16 protein-coding genes and 1 tRNA gene are annotated in these 15,138 nt (G+C 61.7%); 9 read left to right on the forward strand and 8 right to left on the reverse strand.

The window, feature by feature from the left end; translation table 11 throughout:
- Window positions 1-5: 5 nt before the first annotated feature.
- Entirely contained in the window at window positions 6-1,946 is a 1,941-nt protein-coding gene (gene dnaK, locus LZ538_RS01075; RefSeq protein ID WP_249830154.1) for a molecular chaperone DnaK, read from the reverse strand.
- 157 nt (window positions 1,947-2,103) lie between these two features.
- Here dnaK and LZ538_RS01080 point away from each other — a divergent pair, with 157 nt between their 5' ends.
- Window positions 2,104-3,330, forward strand: a complete 1,227-nt coding sequence (locus tag LZ538_RS01080) for a glycosyltransferase family 87 protein (RefSeq protein WP_249830155.1) — start codon at window positions 2,104-2,106, stop codon at window positions 3,328-3,330.
- Here the strand turns inward: LZ538_RS01080 and fabG are convergent.
- Together fabG and fabD are read right to left on the reverse strand one after the other, a co-directional pair.
- Window positions 3,259-3,999 (reverse strand): 3-oxoacyl-[acyl-carrier-protein] reductase, encoded by a 741-nt coding sequence (gene fabG / locus LZ538_RS01085; RefSeq protein WP_249830811.1) that lies wholly within the window; start codon window positions 3,997-3,999, stop codon window positions 3,259-3,261. The two genes, LZ538_RS01080 and fabG, sit on opposite strands and share 72 nt — an antisense overlap.
- Window positions 3,999-4,925, reverse strand: a complete 927-nt coding sequence (gene fabD / locus LZ538_RS01090) for an ACP S-malonyltransferase (protein ID WP_249830156.1) — start codon at window positions 4,923-4,925, stop codon at window positions 3,999-4,001. Before fabD ends, fabG begins: the two co-directional genes overlap by 1 nt.
- Window positions 4,926-5,046: 121 nt before the next feature.
- On the opposite strand from fabD, the gene LZ538_RS01095 reads away from it, so the two are divergent.
- Window positions 5,047-6,321, forward strand: a complete 1,275-nt coding sequence (locus tag LZ538_RS01095; RefSeq protein WP_249830157.1) for an APC family permease — start codon at window positions 5,047-5,049, stop codon at window positions 6,319-6,321.
- 46 nt (window positions 6,322-6,367) lie between these two features.
- Window positions 6,368-7,732, forward strand: a complete 1,365-nt coding sequence (locus tag LZ538_RS01100) for an amino acid permease (RefSeq protein WP_249830158.1) — start codon at window positions 6,368-6,370, stop codon at window positions 7,730-7,732.
- Here LZ538_RS01100 and LZ538_RS01105 read toward each other — a convergent pair.
- Window positions 7,659-8,834: an aromatic ring-hydroxylating oxygenase subunit alpha gene (locus tag LZ538_RS01105; protein ID WP_249830159.1), complete on the reverse strand. Its 1,176-nt coding sequence runs from the start codon at window positions 8,832-8,834 to the stop codon at window positions 7,659-7,661. The genes LZ538_RS01100 and LZ538_RS01105 overlap by 74 nt on opposite strands.
- Window positions 8,835-8,980: 146 nt before the next feature.
- On the opposite strand from LZ538_RS01105, the gene rpsF reads away from it, so the two are divergent.
- The 4 genes from rpsF (at window position 8,981) to LZ538_RS13165 (ending at window position 11,190) form a co-directional block, all read left to right on the forward strand.
- Window positions 8,981-9,376: a 30S ribosomal protein S6 gene (rpsF, locus tag LZ538_RS01110; RefSeq protein ID WP_249830160.1), complete on the forward strand. Its 396-nt coding sequence runs from the start codon at window positions 8,981-8,983 to the stop codon at window positions 9,374-9,376.
- Entirely contained in the window at window positions 9,376-9,600 is a 225-nt protein-coding gene (gene rpsR, locus LZ538_RS01115; protein ID WP_249830161.1) for a 30S ribosomal protein S18, read from the forward strand. Before rpsF ends, rpsR begins: the two co-directional genes overlap by 1 nt.
- Window positions 9,601-9,612: 12 nt before the next feature.
- Window positions 9,613-10,236 carry a 50S ribosomal protein L9 gene (gene rplI / locus LZ538_RS01120; protein WP_249830162.1) on the forward strand — a complete coding sequence of 208 codons (624 nt, stop codon included), beginning with the start codon at window positions 9,613-9,615 and terminating at the stop codon, window positions 10,234-10,236.
- Window positions 10,237-10,578: 342 nt separating this feature from the next.
- Window positions 10,579-11,190, forward strand: coding sequence for a hypothetical protein (locus tag LZ538_RS13165; protein WP_283937529.1), 612 nt, complete (start codon window positions 10,579-10,581; stop codon window positions 11,188-11,190).
- 56 nt (window positions 11,191-11,246) lie between these two features.
- Here the strand turns inward: LZ538_RS13165 and LZ538_RS01130 are convergent, their stop codons facing one another.
- Window positions 11,247-11,900: a glutathione S-transferase family protein gene (locus LZ538_RS01130; RefSeq protein WP_249830163.1), complete on the reverse strand. Its 654-nt coding sequence runs from the start codon at window positions 11,898-11,900 to the stop codon at window positions 11,247-11,249.
- 148 nt (window positions 11,901-12,048) lie between these two features.
- The gene (locus tag LZ538_RS01135) at window positions 12,049-12,528 is read right to left on the reverse strand and encodes a DUF6456 domain-containing protein (RefSeq protein ID WP_249830164.1); all 480 of its coding nucleotides are present in this window, start codon (window positions 12,526-12,528) and stop codon (window positions 12,049-12,051) included.
- 90 nt (window positions 12,529-12,618) lie between these two features.
- Between LZ538_RS01135 and LZ538_RS01140 the strand changes: the two genes are divergently transcribed.
- Together LZ538_RS01140 and LZ538_RS01145 are read left to right on the forward strand one after the other, a co-directional pair.
- Entirely contained in the window at window positions 12,619-13,182 is a 564-nt protein-coding gene (locus tag LZ538_RS01140; RefSeq protein WP_249830165.1) for a helix-turn-helix domain-containing protein, read from the forward strand.
- Window positions 13,183-13,229: 47 nt separating this feature from the next.
- A tRNA-Val gene (locus LZ538_RS01145) sits at window positions 13,230-13,305 on the forward strand.
- Here the strand turns inward: LZ538_RS01145 and LZ538_RS01150 are convergent.
- Together LZ538_RS01150 and LZ538_RS01155 are read right to left on the reverse strand one after the other, a co-directional pair.
- Window positions 13,306-14,067, reverse strand: a complete 762-nt coding sequence (locus LZ538_RS01150) for a S24 family peptidase (protein ID WP_249830166.1) — start codon at window positions 14,065-14,067, stop codon at window positions 13,306-13,308.
- Window positions 14,068-14,123: 56 nt separating this feature from the next.
- Window positions 14,124-15,044, reverse strand: coding sequence for a helix-turn-helix domain-containing protein (locus LZ538_RS01155; protein ID WP_249830167.1), 921 nt, complete (start codon window positions 15,042-15,044; stop codon window positions 14,124-14,126).
- Between the last annotated feature and the right edge of the window lie 94 nt (window positions 15,045-15,138).

The raw sequence follows: 15,138 nt of genomic DNA on the forward strand, positions 1-15,138 counted from the left end.
GAGCATCAGCCCTTGTTCTCTTCGTCGACCTCGGAGAACTCGGCATCTACGACGTCTTCCTGTCCGGGCGTCTCTTCCGCTGCGTCTGACGAGCCGCCCTCAGCGCCAGCGGCACCCTCGGTTTCAGCCTGCTGAGCCTTATACATGGCTTCCCCGAGCTTCATCGCCGCTTGAGTGAGCGCGTTGGTCTTCTCCGTCATCTGATCGGGATCGTTGCTCTCAACCGCAGCCTTCGCTTCCGAAAGCGCCGTCTCGATCTCCGTCTTGATGGACGCATCAACCTTGTCGCCGTGCTCCTGCAGCTGCTTCTCGGTCGTGTGGATCAGGCTCTCCGCGTTGTTCTTCGCTTCGGCTGAAGCGCGACGCTTCTTGTCCTCCTCGGCGAACTGCTCAGCTTCCTTGACCATATTGTCGATGTCGGAATCGGACAGGCCACCCGATGCCTGAATGCGGATTTGCTGCTCTTTGCCCGTGCCCTTGTCCTTTGCCGACACGTTGACGATGCCATTGGCGTCGATGTCGAACGTGACTTCGATCTGAGGCACGCCGCGTGGCGCCGGAGGGATTCCGACCAGGTCGAATTGGCCGAGCATCTTGTTGTCGGCGGCCATTTCCCGCTCGCCCTGGAAGACCCGGATGGTGACCGCATTCTGATTGTCGTCAGCGGTCGAGAACACCTGGCTCTTCTTGGTCGGGATCGTCGTGTTCCGATCGATCATGCGCGTGAACACGCCGCCGAGCGTCTCGATACCGAGCGACAGGGGCGTGACGTCTAGCAGTAGCACGTCCTTGACGTCGCCCTGCAGCACGCCGGCCTGGATGGCGGCGCCCATAGCGACAACCTCATCCGGATTGACGCCCGTATGCGGTTCCCGGCCGAAGAATTCCTTCACCCGCTCGCGTACGCGCGGCATACGGGTCATTCCGCCGACGAGGACGACGTCCGCGATGTCTTTCGCGTCGATACCGGCATCCTTGAGCGCCTTCTTGCAGGGCTCGATGGTCCGCTCGATCAGGTCGCCGACCAGCTTTTCGAGGTCCGCGCGGCTGATCGTCTCGACCAGGTGAAGCGGGGTCGTGGTCCCGCCTTCCATGCGCGCCGTGATGAAGGGCTGGTTGATCTCGGTCGTCGCGGCAGAGCTGAGCTCGATTTTCGCCTTCTCCGCGGCTTCCTTCAGGCGCTGCAGCGCGAGCCGGTCGGTGCGAAGGTCGATATTTTCCTTCTGCTTGAACTTGTCGGCGAGCCAGTTGACGATCCGGGCGTCGAAATCCTCACCGCCGAGGAAGGTGTCGCCGTTGGTCGACTTCACTTCGAACACGCCGTCGCCGATCTCGAGGACCGAGATGTCGAACGTGCCGCCGCCAAGGTCGTAGACCGCGATCGTCTTGCCGTCTTCCTTCTCCAGCCCATAGGCGAGCGCGGCGGCGGTCGGCTCGTTGATGATTCGAAGAACTTCGAGGCCGGCGATCTGACCGGCGTCCTTGGTCGCCTGGCGCTGGGCATCGTTGAAATAAGCAGGAACCGTGATGACCGCCTGGGTCACCGTCTCGCCGAGATAGGCCTCGGCAGTTTCCTTCATCTTTTGGAGGATGAAGGCGGAAATCTGCGAGGGGCTGTAGTCCTTTCCGCCAGCCTCGACCCATGCGTCGCCGTTTGATCCCTTCACGATCTTGTAGGGGACGAGCTCCGTATCCTTCTTGGTGATCGGATCGTCGAAGCGGCGGCCGATCAAGCGCTTCACGGCGAAGATGGTGTTGTCGGGGTTGGTGACCGCCTGACGCTTCGCCGGCTGGCCGATAAGGCGCTCGCCGTCCTTGGTGAATGCCACCGTGGACGGAGTCGTGCGCGCGCCTTCGCTATTCTCGATGACCTTGGGCTTGCCGCCTTCCATGACGGCGACGCAGCTGTTTGTCGTGCCCAAGTCGATGCCGATGACCTTGGCCATTATGTTGTTCCCTCTTCCTCAGCCCCACTCGGCCCCTTCGAAGGCAGCCGAAATGTTGATTTCATGGGCGATATAGGTGCGCTTAAGGCAACGACAAGGATTGCCCGACTAAGGGCTTTGCCGCTCGGTTGCGGTTGTTGTGCGTCGGGAGTTGCGTGTGGAAATCCTTGCTACCGGAAGCTGGGTCACTCGGGACCGCGTGCGGGCGTTTGCAACGATCAGCGCATTGGTCGGCGCCGGCATGCTCCTGTTCCTGTGGCTGGCCCGCAACGGCACCGTCGATTGGTTCGGCACGCCAGTAGGGTCCGACTTCACCGCATTCTGGCATGGGGGCCGGCTCGCGAATGAGGGGGACGCTGTGCGCGTGTGGGACCTTGCGGCGCTAAATGCTGCGGTCGAAGCCACTCACGGCGTCGTGTTTCCGACCGCCTGGATCTACCCGCCCGTGGTCCTTCTCGTCTTCACCCCGATCGCCTCTTTGCCCTACCTCCCGGCGCTGTTCGTATGGCAAGTGCTGAGTGTCGCGGCGATCGGGCTGATCCTCCGTGCAATCCTCCCAGACGATCGCGCGCTGCTTGTCGCGCTCGCATCCCCGCTTACCGCCACGGTGCTCGCCGGCGGGCAAAATGCATTCATGACCGCCGCCCTCCTTGGCGCGGGTCTCGTCTGGCTCGAGCGGAGGCCCGCGCTAGGAGGAGGTTTCTTCGGGGCACTCCTATACAAGCCTCAACTGGCGCTCATGATCGCGCCTCTGATCCTGTTCACGAGAAGCTGGCGCGCGCTGCTGGGGGGTGTTTGCACGGCGCTGGCGCTGATCGTCGCGTCCCTGCTTCTCTGGGGGCCGGAGAGCTGGCTCGCCTTCATCAACAGCCTGAGCCTCGGCCAGGCGGACATCATGGAGAAGGGCGTCACGGGCTTTTTCAAAAGCGCAAGCTTGTTCGCGGCCGCTCGGCAGTGGGGGATTCCCGTCAATCTCGCATATGTGATCCAGGGGCTTGGAGCTCTCGCTGGGATCTGGGGTGTCTGGCAGATCAGGAATGCGAAGCCTTCGGTCCGTGCAGCGGTAGTGTGCGCGGGCGCCGCACTCTCGACGCCTTATCTTTTCGACTATGACATGGCGGTCGTCGGCGTCGGCGCAGCCTTTCTTTACGCCGATGCCAGCCGAGATGGGTTCTTGAGCTACGAAAAGTCAGCCTTGGCGTTCATTTGGGCCGTGCCGTGGGTTGCGCGGTCGGCGGCTCAATTATTGGCGCTGCCGTTGAGCCCGGTCACGATGATCCTACTCTTCTGGCTCGCCATTCGCCGCGCCCGATCAGGGCATGGCCATCCCACCGTTGACGTGGATGGTCTGCCCGGTGACGTAACCGGCTTCCCGGCTCGCTAGGAAGACGCACGCAGCGCCAATATCTTCGCCGCTGCCCATGACGCCCATCGGAATGCGGGAAAGGATGCTACCGCGCTGCTGCTCATTGAGCGCATCGGTCATTGCCGACGTCATGAAGCCGGGCGCGATCGCGTTGGCGGTGATGTTGCGGCTCGCAAGCTCCTGCGCGACCGACTTCGTCATTCCGATCAGTCCCGCCTTCGAAGCCACATAATTTGCTTGGCCGGGATTTCCCGTCACGCCAACCACCGACGTGATGGAGATGATCCGGCCGAAGCGGGCTTTCATCATGGGCTTCGCCGCCGCCCGGATCAGCCTGAAAGCAGCCTCGAGATTGATGCGGATGACATCCTCGAACTCATCGTCCTTCATCCGCATCAGCAGGTTGTCGCGCGTCACTCCGGCATTATTGATCAGGATGTCGAGCTTGCCGCCGAGCGCTTCCACAGCCTGCGGCACCAGCTGATCCACCGCAGCACCGTCTGACAGGTTGCACGGCAGAGCCACATGATCGCCGCCGAGACGGGCCCGAAAGCTTTCCAGCTTTTCGATATTGCTTCCTGAGACGGCGAGCCGCGCGCCCTGCCCCGCTAGAGCCTTGGCGATCGCACTGCCAAGACCGCCCGATGCGCCGGTGACGAGAGCCGTCATCCCCGAAAGGTCGAACATCATGCGATCTCCTTCGCCAGCGCTTCGACGTCTTCGATCGTGACCACGCTTGTTACCTTTGCCTCGGGGGAGATCCGCTTGACCATCGAGCCAAGCACCTTGCCGCCTACCTCGACGAATTCGTGCACGCCCGCATCGAACATGTTTGCGACGCTCTCGCGCCAGCGGACCATGCCCGTGACCTGATCTACCAGCTGGCTGCGGATGGTGTCAGGATCGGTTTCGGATTGCGCGGTGACATTCGCATAGAGTGGCACCGACGGAACTGCCACGACCACATTGCTGAGCGCGTCGCGCATCGCTTCGGCCGCCGGCTGCATCAGCGGGCAATGGAATGGCGCCGACACAGGCAGCGACACAGCACGCTTTGCGCCCATGTCCTTGGCAATCTCGATTGCGCGGTCGATCGCGCCTTTGTGGCCGGAGATCACCACCTGCGACGAGTCGTTATCATTGGCGACCGCACATACTTCGCCCTCGGCCGCGGCATCCGCGATCTTTTGTGCCAGCGCGAGGTCCGCACCTAGCAGCGCGGCCATCGCACCCTGGCCGACCGGAACCGCCTGCTGCATCGCCTGGCCGCGCAGCTTGAGCAGCTTCGCCGTGGTTGCGAGGTCGAAGGAACGCGCCGCGCACAAAGCCGAATATTCGCCCAGGCTGTGACCGGCGACGAAGTTCGCGACGCTCGCAAGGTCGACGCCCATCGTCCGCAAGACGGCGATCGAATGTGCCATGATCGCCGGCTGCGCATTTTCCGTCAGCTTGAGCTCGTCGTCTGGACCCTCGCGCATCACGCGGAAAAGATTCTGTCCGAGCGCTTCGTCGACTTCGTCGAACACGTCGCGGGCCGCACGGCTCGCGCCGGCCAGCGCCGAGCCCATGCCGACCGACTGGCTGCCCTGCCCGGGAAAAATGAAAGCGCGCATCGAGGCCCCTGTTCATGTATGGAATATCGCGGCGCGCTAGGCCGGATGTTCGCGTAAGCCAAGTCTTGCGGGGAGAAGACGAACGGCCAGCGACAGCGAAAAACCGCTCATGGGCATTTGGATGACGTCTGCTGTCGTTGTTGGCGGCATCATCGGCGCGGGCATTTTCATGCTTCCCATCACGATCGCCCCTCTTGGGTCGAATGTGCTGGTCGCATGGGCCATCAGCGGAATCGGCATCTTTTGTATTGCCTTCGCGCTCGCCCAGGTCTCGCGCCTCGGCGGTGACGGGATTCAAGCCAACATCGAACGAGAATTTGGGCCGACCGTCGCCTTTGTGGTGGCATGGTCATTCTGGTTTTCGAACTGGGTCGCGGCTGCGTCGGTTGCGATCGGCGCATCGGCAGCGCTCTCGTTTCTCGGCCCTCCGTTCAGCACGGGCAATTCGGTCGTCCCGCTCGCCATCGCGTTTGTCATCGGCCTGACTGTGGTCAACGCAATGGGCGTGCGTGCTGCCGGCGGTCTCTCGATCTTGACCGTGGCGATCAAGATTCTGCCGCTACTGGCCGTGATCTGGCTGTTCGGCGAGCGCGGCTTGAGCGGGACGCCTTATGAAAAGCTCGCGCCTGTCCCGATCACAGTTGCCAACATCGCCACGGCCACCGCGCTCACTTTCTATTCTCTGACGGGATTTGAAAACGCGACGACGCCCGTGGGCAAAATTCGGAACGCTGAGCGCACCCTGCCGCGCGCCATCCTTGGGGGAACCCTCTTCGTCGTGCTCCTCTATCTTTTGGCCGGAACGAGCATTCAGATGCTCCTTCCAGTCGACAAGGTTGTGAGTTCCCCCGCGCCGTTCGCCGATGCCATCGCTTCCAGCTGGGGCATGGTCGCGGCATCGCTGGCAGCGCTGGCGATTGCGATAAGCGCGTTCGGTTGTCTCAATGGACTGATCCTCGGCACCGGCGAACTGACCTACGCACTGGCCTTGCGAGGAGACCTACCATCCGTAATGACCAAGACGCGCGGCGCGAATACTCCGGTGGTCGCCCAAGTCGTTGTCGCGGGACTGGTCATCCTGCTGCTTCTAGCCAACAGCAGCCGCGCCACTGCAAACCTTTATACGTTCATCATCCTGCTTTCTGCCGCGGGAATCCTGCCACTTTATGGCGTCGGCGCGTTCGCGGCATGGAAGTCGAACCCTGCCTTGGGCAGTCGCTTCACAATCATGATCGCATTGCTGTTTGTCGCATTCGCAGCGTACGGCATCGGCCTAGAGGCCGATCTATGGTGTCTGGTCTTGGTTGCTGCCGGCTTGGCGATCCGGACTGCAATGCGCTGGCTCAATTCGAGAGGAGGAGCGCTACCCGCCGGGACTAGCGCGGAATCCGCTTAGCCGGCGCGATTGCGCCGACAACTCGAAGCTGCAACACCCTGGCGCGATGACTCACGAGATACAGGCGCCGCCACGGCAGATCGGTTTCTGGACCTGCCTCGCTCTCGTGATCGGAAATACCATTGGTACCGGCATCTTCCTGATTCCCGCGGCCCTCGCGCCTTACGGCTGGAACGCTTTGTATGGCTGGGCGATCACGATCGGCGGCGCGCTGTGCTTGGCTTACGTATTCGCAGCGTTGGCCCGGCTGATGCCCGACGCTGGCGGACCTTTCGATTATATCTCGAGCGCGTTCGGACCGATGGCGGGCTTCTTCGTCGTGTGGAGCTACTGGATCTCACAGTGGGTAACGAATGCCGCGATCGGCATTGGCCTCGTCAGCTACATGTCGCCCTTCGCGCCCGGATTCTTTGCTCGTCCCAGCGTCGGTCCGCTTATCGCAATCGGAATAATCGTCCTGATGACAAGCATCGCAATTCGCGGCGTCCGGGCTTCGGGAGCCATTCAGATCATAACCACGATCCTGAAGCTCTTGCCGCTCGTCGCAGTCATCGTTGCCTTGGCTTTCGTACTGGGTGGCGACAATAGCGCCATGGCAACGGCCGCCAACGTCGCTCCTGCGCCGATCGGATGGCCCGCAATCGCAGGCGCCATAGCCCTGGCTTTATGGCCGATGCAGGGCTTTGAATCTGGAACCGTCCCCGCAGGACGGGTGATCGACCCCGCCAGGACCATCGCCCGTGCGACGATGATAGGAACCGTCATCGTCGGTTTGGTCTACATCCTCGTCACTCTGGCGGTGTTCCTGCTCCTACCGTCCAACGTTGCCGCGAAGTCATCCGCGCCCCTCGCCGACCTGATCAGCCTCGTCTGGGGTACCGGCGCAGGAAAACTAGTTGCCGCCTTCGCCCTGATCAGCGCGATCGGCGCGCTGAACGGCTGGGTGTTCCTGCAGGCCGAGGTCCAGCTGCTGCTGGCCGAGCGAGGCGTATATCCAAGAATATTCGCTCGCGTGAACAAGGCCGGGATGCCGGTCTATGCCCATCTGCTCGGCTGTGCGCTCAGCGTCGCGCTCATTGCGATGAATCTCAGCAGCGGGATGATCCAGATCTACACTTTCATCATCCTGCTGGCGACGGTCGCCACGTTGGTCCTGTACCTGGCAGGGGCGCTCACGATGCTTGCTTTGATCAGGCGCGGGAAAGCAAAAGGCGCTGCAGTCACGGCTGCTGCCCTGGCGGGGGCGATCTATGCGCTCTGGACATTTTACGGGGCGGGCGCGGAAGCCACGCTATGGGGCGCGGCGCTCCTGGCAACGGGCATTCCCGTCTACTTTCTTATGCGTTCGCGAGCCGGCTCCAGCCCGCCGGGGGTGGCGATTCCAGTCGCGCCTCCGGGATCATCCGCCTGATCTTCTTCGCAAAGCTGCGGAGGCAGACTTCGCTCGTGCCCAGGGGCCCCGCCACGTATGTCGGCGACTGCATGCCGATCTGCACGCGGGTGATCAATTCTGTGTCCTCGGCATTCACGCGGCGGTTGATGCGCCAGTTGAGATATCGAACCGCCTTCATCTCGCGTCGGTCGTCCGGAAGCGCGTAGCTGATCTCGCGAATGACGCTCTCGGTCGCGCTCACAGGGAGGAACTGCATGAAGTCCACTTGGTCCGGATAGATGTCAAAGGCGACGTTCGGGAAGAGTTTATAATAGAGCCATTTCCGCTGATGACTCTCCGGGAGGTGATCCACCTTCGGCAGATGGCGTTGGTATATGCGCTCGGACGGATTGGCCGATACTTTCTCGACCAGGTCGCCTTCCATCTTGTCGACCCAGTCCTGCGCCTCGATGCGGTAGCTTCGCCCGAAGAGGCGCGTCAGTCCGGGATGCCCAACCGGGATATGCAGGTGGTCCGAATAATTGTCGGAGATCGTCTTCCAGTTGAGGGCGCGCGGCCGAAGCCTCACTTGTTGCAAAGCCCTCAGTTCCTCGAACCGATAGGGCGCGATCTCGTCTTCGTAGGGCGTCATGATCTCGGCGACCGAGGGGACACCCAGTTCGAGCGTAATGAACAGGAAGCCACGCCAGTTTTCCAGGGCGACCGGAAACAGGCCGAGGTGATCCGTCTGAAGGCCTGGATATTCCTGACGATGCGGAACGCCGACGAGCCGCCCGTCCCGCGAGTAGCTCCACGCGTGATAGGGGCACGTCAGCACCTTCGAGCAACCGCCTTCGCCGTCGACGAGCCGCGATCCCCGATGCCTGCAAACATTCGAAAAAGCGCGAACCTGGCGATCGTCACCCCGGATGACGATTATGCTCTCGCCGAGATATTCGAGCGTTCGCCACTCGCCCGGCTGCGCGATCTCGCTTTCGTGACAAACGATCTGCGGGGAAGCGCGCAGGAAGGCCTTTTTTTCCGCCTCGAAGAACTCGGGGTCGAAATAAAGCCAGCCCGGCAAGCTCATATCCTCGAGAGGATCGCTTGCCGGCGTGATGCTGCGGAGGTGCGTCGCCATTCGAAACCCTTGCCATTTCGGCGACTTTCCGGCAATGGGCGCTCCGCTGGCGCACGGCTCTGCCGCTGCGCCTGTACTTTTTGAACGATAGCCGGAGGGGCGTGCCATTGGGGTACGTCAGCGATCGGCCAACATGGAAGATAAACATGCCGCTGTACGAGCATGTTTTCCTTGCGCGTCAGGACCTGGCCCAGGCCCAGGTTGATGCGCTCGCGGAAAACGCCACCAACATCATCAAGGAAAATGGCGGGAAGGTCGTAAAGACCGAGACCTGGGGTCTGCGCTCCCTCGCCTATCGCATCGCGAAGAACCGCAAGGCGCACTATGTCGCGCTGGACGTCGACGCGCCGGCAGCCGCTATCGCCGAACTCGAGCGGCAGTCGAACATCAATGAGGACATCATTCGCTTCCTGACGCTTCGCGTCGACGAGCATGAGCAAGGCCCTTCTGCGATGATGCGTCGCGGCGAGAAGGACCGCGAGCGTCGTTCGGATCGTGGCGAGCGCCCGGACTTCCGTCCCCGCGAAGAGGAGGTTGAGTAATGGCCCGCGCATTTTTCCGCCGCCGCAAGAGCTGCCCCTTTTCGGGCAAGGATGCGCCGCGCATCGATTACAAGGACGTGCGCCTGCTTCAGGGCTTCGTGTCCGAGCGTGGCAAGATCGTCCCGTCGCGGATCACTGCCGTGTCCTCCAAGAAGCAGCGTGAGCTGGCGCGCGCCATCAAGCGTGCACGCCACATCGGCCTGCTTCCCTACGTCGTGAAATAAGGAGCGCTCGACATGGAAGTCATTCTGCTTGAGCGCGTTGAAAAGCTCGGCGCCATCGGCGACGTGGTGAAGGTCAAGGACGGGTTCGCCCGCAACTACCTCCTCCCGCGCAAGAAGGCGCTTCGCGCGAACGACGCAAACCGCAAGCTGTTCGAAACGAACCGCTCACGGATCGAGGAAGAAAATGCCAACAAGCGCTCGGATGCCGAGAAGGCTGCAAAGGGCGTCGACGGCAAGTCGGTACAACTGATCCGTCAGGCGTCCAACACCGGCCAGCTCTACGGCTCGGTGAGCGCTCGCGATATTGTCGAAGCGCTTGAGGCCGATGGGGCACATGTGACCAAGAGCCAGGTCGTGCTCGACCGTCCGATCAAGGCGATCGGCATGCATGAGGTGAAGGTCGCTCTTCACCCCGAGGTGTCGGTGACCGTGAAGGTCAACGTAGCCCGTTCACCGGAAGAAGCCGATCTTCAGGCTCAGGGCGTGGATGTGATGGCCCAGATGTTCGAACGCGACACCACGGCCTTCACGGAGCAATATGACGCCAGCGCGGAGCCGGGCCTGCCTGCGGAAGCAGCTGCCGAAGCTCCTGCTGCCGAAGCTCCTGTTGCCGAGGAAGAGCAGCCGGAAGGCTAAGTTCGTTTCGCTGCGCGACGGAAGGGCCGCCGGTCTTCGGACGGGCGGCCTTTTCTTTTGCGGAAACGCAAAAAAGGCCCGCCCGGCGTGCCGGCCGGACGAGCCTTCTTACTGGAAGGGTTTTGGGCGGGCCTCCCCTGAACCGCCGCCGACCCACAGGGGTGCGAATCGGTTAAGTCGCAATTAACAACTGTCGGGAAGCCGACAAGTCTTAATCATTGGAACTGCAGGGGTTTGCGATCAGCCGTTCGTCGCAAAGAGTCATTCGACACACGGAACGGTAAGCACATGAGCGCTGTTTACCGATCAGAGCTCAGCGGGGGCCATGTGAGGAGTAATTCGATGGCTGACGAACGGGACGAAGATCAGTTTAGCGACACGCAAGGAAGCAGCAGCGGCCAGCAGGCTAGCGGCCAACAGGGCCAACAGCCTGAACTCGCGCAGCAGCAGGGTCAGCAATCGGGCGGCCTGGGTTCCGAGCAAACAATGAATCAGAGCGGACAGCCGGTCGGCGGCAATGACAGTCAGTCGGGTTCGGGAACGACCCTGAGCCAGGGTACCGAGTTTGGCGATACCTCGGGTGGACAGAGCTCGAGCGGCCAGACGCAGTCGAGCGGTGAGACGGATACGCTCGGAAACGCTTCGGATCTGGGTGGCGGCGAGACCGGTCTCGGCGGCGGCTCCGGTGAATCTGGCAACGACAGCAGCGGCAGCGGTTTCATCGGATCGCAGGGCACCGATTCCGACGATTACCTGCAGGATAAACAGGGATCATCCGGCTCGGGCGGCGCGTCGGGATCGGGCGCCACGGGCGGCTCCGATTTCGCGAACCAGGGCCGCGGCGCACTGGACGAAGACAAGGATGACGAATCCGGAACGGGCTCAACTGGCGGCGGCTTTAGCGGCGGCGGCTCGGGCGGTTCCGGAAGCTCCGGTGGCGGCGGGTCTTTCTAAGATCGCTTCCGCCTGATCGATACGCCGCGCGCCTGCCCCGGTGCGCGGCGTATTTTTTATGCAGGCTCCCTGGCCAGGAGGGCTTTCTCGCGCTCTACCCAATGGCTGAAACTCGGCCGTCCGAGGATGCTCTCGACATAGGCTTTCGTGCGCGGGTGTCGTGTTGGGTCGATTTCGACGCAGAGATGCTCGAGGTTTGCGAACGGGCTCGCCACGGAAATATCGGCAAGCGTGATTGTGTCGCCAACCAGGAACCTGCCGGCGTCGGGCGCAACCTTCTCGATATAATCGAGGATCGGCGGCAACTCGTCGCGCTCTGCCGCAATCGCAGCCTCTTCGTCGCCTGCCCTGCCAAGGAAGCGTGGCGCAACGATGCGGTTGAAGAACATCTTTGCGCCGCAGGCTGCCATGATCGTATCTGAGAATTCATCAAACCAGATGACCTTCCCGCGAGCCTTAGGTTCACTGGGGATCAGCGGCGGGTCCGGAAACTTCGCCTCAAGATAGTGGATGATCGCGCTGGAGTCGGCGAGCACAAAGTCGCCGTCGCGCATGGCGGGCATCTTCTTGAACGGGCTGGCTTCGAGAAATTCAGGCGAATGGTCCGGCATGCCTGTCGGCTTCAACTCGACTTCCACCCCTTTTTCACCCGCGAAGGCCATAGTTTTACGAACAAACGGTGACAAGGATGATCCGTAGATCGTGATCATGACCATGCTCCTTTTTCGCGTTGAGCGGCCAAATAATTGCGTCGCCCGGCCCATTGGATTCTGCAATAGCAGGGAGACGGACAATGCGCAGCAATAGCCGTTAAAGCAAAGCCCCCTCCGAGCATCGCCAGGACGCAGGACTAACGCTTCACTGAATGCGGTAATGATCCGCGACCCGATCGAGGGCGAAGGTCAGCACAAGCTTGCCTGCTCGCGCGGGCCACCCGAGCGCCGTCTCGGCTTCCCGCATCCCCTCGCCTGCACAGACTACGCGCCAGAGGATATCGGCAAGCCCTGGACCGGCACTGGCTACGGCTCCCTCAAAGCGCCGTTTTGCATCCAACTGAGTGCCAGTTAGATCCGGGCCATGGGTTGCCCCACCGCGAGCGCGGCTGAGCGGCGCGGCGTCCCACGCCATGGTCACACGCGGTGAAAGTTGGGCCCGCTCCCAATCACTGCGCAGGCGCTCGCCGGCTTCCAACTGCCGCCGAGTGACGAAACCCCGGGAAAACAGCCATCCAAGCGGGGATTCTGCCAGATTTACCGTGACTGTCCGAGCGCCCGGCTGCTTGCCAGCGCCGTCGATGGACCGTTCGCACAGCAGTCGCGCAGCCAAGCTCTTTCCCATTTTCCATGCCCTCCGCTCGATTCGCGAAGGCCTTGCCACACTGGAGAAAGTGTAGGACAGTCAAAAACCAAACGGGTTCGCGGAGGATTGATGATCACCCGTATACGTCAGGTCCGTCGCGCCCGCGGAATGACTCTCGACGATGTCGCGCGCGCTTGTGTGCCGCCGACGACGCCGCAGACCATCGGCCGGCTCGAGACCGGGATGAGAACCGTCTCGATTGGGTGGCTCAACCGTATAGCCGATGCTCTGGGCGTGGATCCGCAAGACCTTGTTCAAGGTGACGAAACTGCCGAACTCCCGATAGTGGCGCTCTTGGGAAGCAGTGGCGTTACGGCACCGCGGAAGGCGGGGATCGTAGTACCGCCCCGCGTCCATGAAGGTCAGGTCGCCATCGTCGTCGTCAACAGCATCGGCGAGTACCGCGTCGGGGATGAAATTTGGTGCGAGACCCTGAAACAGGAAGAGTTTGGACAAGCGTTAAATCGCGATGTCCTCGCACCTCGACCCGCTGGCCGCTTCATCTTCGGTCGCATGATCAATCGCGACGAAGACAAGGTCCAGATCCTTCCACTTGAGACCGGGGGACGCCAGCAGGTCTTGCCTAACCCACCCTGGGTCGCGGTCGCCAGGAAACTGGTCCGTAGTCTCTAAGGTAAGGCGGTTGCTCTCCCGACAACAGCATGGCACGGGCTACCGAAGGGCGGTTAGCTCAGTTGGTAGAGCATCTCGTTTACACCGAGAGGGTCGGCGGTTCGAGCCCGTCACCGCCCACCATTAGATCAGCTCTCCCACGATCTTCTGTATCGCTTCGACGACTTCGCGGCCCACCTGAATGGTAACGTCCGGGTTGAACTGCCGCAGTTCGATCCACGCCGTTGCTTGCCTGGTCAGCTGCTTGATGAGGACGAATTCATCCTCAATTTGATCATTCACCGTACCGGGCCGCAGCCGCACGAGCACGTCTTCCCCCATCGCAACAGGTGCTCGCGGGGAAACCGCTATTCGACTGCCCGCCCGGAAGCGTGGCCACATCGCATCGCCGACGACGGTCAGAGCAAAGGCATCCGGATCGCCGGCGAGGCTCGGCGGACGATGTACCCGCTCAATCAATTCTTCCGGACGAATTGCCGTCAATTCGAAGCGGCTTCCGCTGTCGCCCCACTCTCCAACCAAGTGGGATGCAATCAATCGCAATGGCGGCAGGGCCGCAGCGCGCCATCCCCATCTACTGTCGCCGACACCGGCGACCGTTCCTGATGACTTTAGATCGCGCCCGAGGCGCAGCGCTTCAAATTCGGCAAGCGAAGAATTCGCGACTGCCAATAGCTTCTCGAGCGTGCGGCGCGACGGGTTTCCATGGCGCCGCATGTCCGCCCACACGGTTCGACTTACGCCCGCCTGCACCGCCCAGGCATTGGGCGAAAGCTCGTCGGGCTTGAACCGTAATAGGTCGCGATAAATCTCGGATTCGCCGGTTTGGCTCACCGGCCGCAATATCGCGTTCGACGAGACACTCGACAATGGTCGATATCGCATTGACCATCTTGTTAGATAAGTCTAACAGTCTCGGATGCGCTCCCGTTTCGCGTGCCTCAAATGACTGCGACTTCGTCCACGTCATTGAAATATCGCCTAAGGGCCTGACTGGTATGTGGCGCGAGCTCGACGAAGACGCGTCGACCGTCGTGCGGATCAGCTCGTCGAACAAAAAGTCCCTCTTGAACCATGGCCTTGAGCCATCGCAGCGCAGTAGTCGCCGGTACCGCAGCTGCGATGCACAGACTCGAAACGGGCACGCGCAGGTGAGAGATTTCAGCCTGAAGCAGATCAAGCAGCATGTCCCAGGCGGGATCGGCAAACAGTTCTTCGGGGAAGTAGCGAGACCTCAGCCGCCGCGCTCGGATGACCGCTCTAATTCTCTCGGCGGCCACGTCCGGCATGCCAGCTTCGTTTACGATCGTCGGACGACGGGCGGGCATCGACGGCCCCTCAGACAGTCGCGCGAGCGTCGAGGCAATGCGACTCACCTCCTCGCTAAGTTGCCGAATCCGCACGGCATTCTTGTCTGCAGCAATGTCGGACAGGTGCGCCGCAACGCGAGAATTGGCCAGAGCCGTTGCGAGTGCAGCCGCCCGATCCGCTTCATTTGGACCAACGACGACCTCGATTGTTTGCTCGCGTGCGCGCGCGGTTACGACGTCGAGCAGTTCCATGGGGGTGGCAATGACCGCCGCGTAACGACCATCCGAAACGTCACGATTGACCCGGTCGAGGAGCTCGTCGAGCAAAGAATCGTCTTCATGACCCAGCTCAAGCCAGACTGCGGAGGCGGCGAGCTGTCGATCGATGCTATCAACCGCCGCACGGATTTGTACCTTGTCGGCGACGCGCAACCCCGCCCCTTCAATTATGTGCGCAGCTTTGTCGTTCGCTTCCGGGCTCGAACCCGCAATCAGGACGGGTGCATTGAAGCATGGATCGAGAAAGCTTCGGCCGATCGAATGAGCATCCATAAGGGAAAGTCCCCCTGATGACAGATGGACCGAGCATGACTTCGATAACGCGCATTTCGGAGAAAAGTGAGGCGAATTCGGCTCCGGATTGGAG

It is taken from the genome of Sphingomonas hankyongi (assembly GCF_023516575.1).
GTDB classification, from domain to species: Bacteria; Pseudomonadota; Alphaproteobacteria; order Sphingomonadales; family Sphingomonadaceae; genus Sphingomicrobium; species Sphingomicrobium hankyongi.

Coding starts and splice junctions, on each gene's coding strand:
- LZ538_RS01105 (WP_249830159.1), bottom strand. CDS start 8,834: ATGGCGACGCACCTCCGCAGCATCACGCCGGCAAGCGATCCTCTCGAG.
- LZ538_RS01095 (WP_249830157.1), top strand. CDS start 5,047: ATGACGTCTGCTGTCGTTGTTGGCGGCATCATCGGCGCGGGCATTTTC.
- dnaK (WP_249830154.1), bottom strand. CDS start 1,946: ATGGCCAAGGTCATCGGCATCGACTTGGGCACGACAAACAGCTGCGTC.
- fabD (WP_249830156.1), bottom strand. CDS start 4,925: ATGCGCGCTTTCATTTTTCCCGGGCAGGGCAGCCAGTCGGTCGGCATG.
- LZ538_RS01135 (WP_249830164.1), bottom strand. CDS start 12,528: ATGGGAAAGAGCTTGGCTGCGCGACTGCTGTGCGAACGGTCCATCGAC.
- rplI (WP_249830162.1), top strand. CDS start 9,613: ATGGAAGTCATTCTGCTTGAGCGCGTTGAAAAGCTCGGCGCCATCGGC.
- LZ538_RS01140 (WP_249830165.1), top strand. CDS start 12,619: ATGATCACCCGTATACGTCAGGTCCGTCGCGCCCGCGGAATGACTCTC.
- LZ538_RS01130 (WP_249830163.1), bottom strand. CDS start 11,900: ATGATCACGATCTACGGATCATCCTTGTCACCGTTTGTTCGTAAAACT.
- fabG (WP_249830811.1), bottom strand. CDS start 3,999: ATGTTCGACCTTTCGGGGATGACGGCTCTCGTCACCGGCGCATCGGGC.
- LZ538_RS01150 (WP_249830166.1), bottom strand. CDS start 14,067: ATGCGATATCGACCATTGTCGAGTGTCTCGTCGAACGCGATATTGCGG.
- rpsF (WP_249830160.1), top strand. CDS start 8,981: ATGCCGCTGTACGAGCATGTTTTCCTTGCGCGTCAGGACCTGGCCCAG.
- LZ538_RS13165 (WP_283937529.1), top strand. CDS start 10,579: ATGGCTGACGAACGGGACGAAGATCAGTTTAGCGACACGCAAGGAAGC.
- LZ538_RS01155 (WP_249830167.1), bottom strand. CDS start 15,044: ATGGATGCTCATTCGATCGGCCGAAGCTTTCTCGATCCATGCTTCAAT.
- rpsR (WP_249830161.1), top strand. CDS start 9,376: ATGGCCCGCGCATTTTTCCGCCGCCGCAAGAGCTGCCCCTTTTCGGGC.
- LZ538_RS01100 (WP_249830158.1), top strand. CDS start 6,368: ATGACTCACGAGATACAGGCGCCGCCACGGCAGATCGGTTTCTGGACC.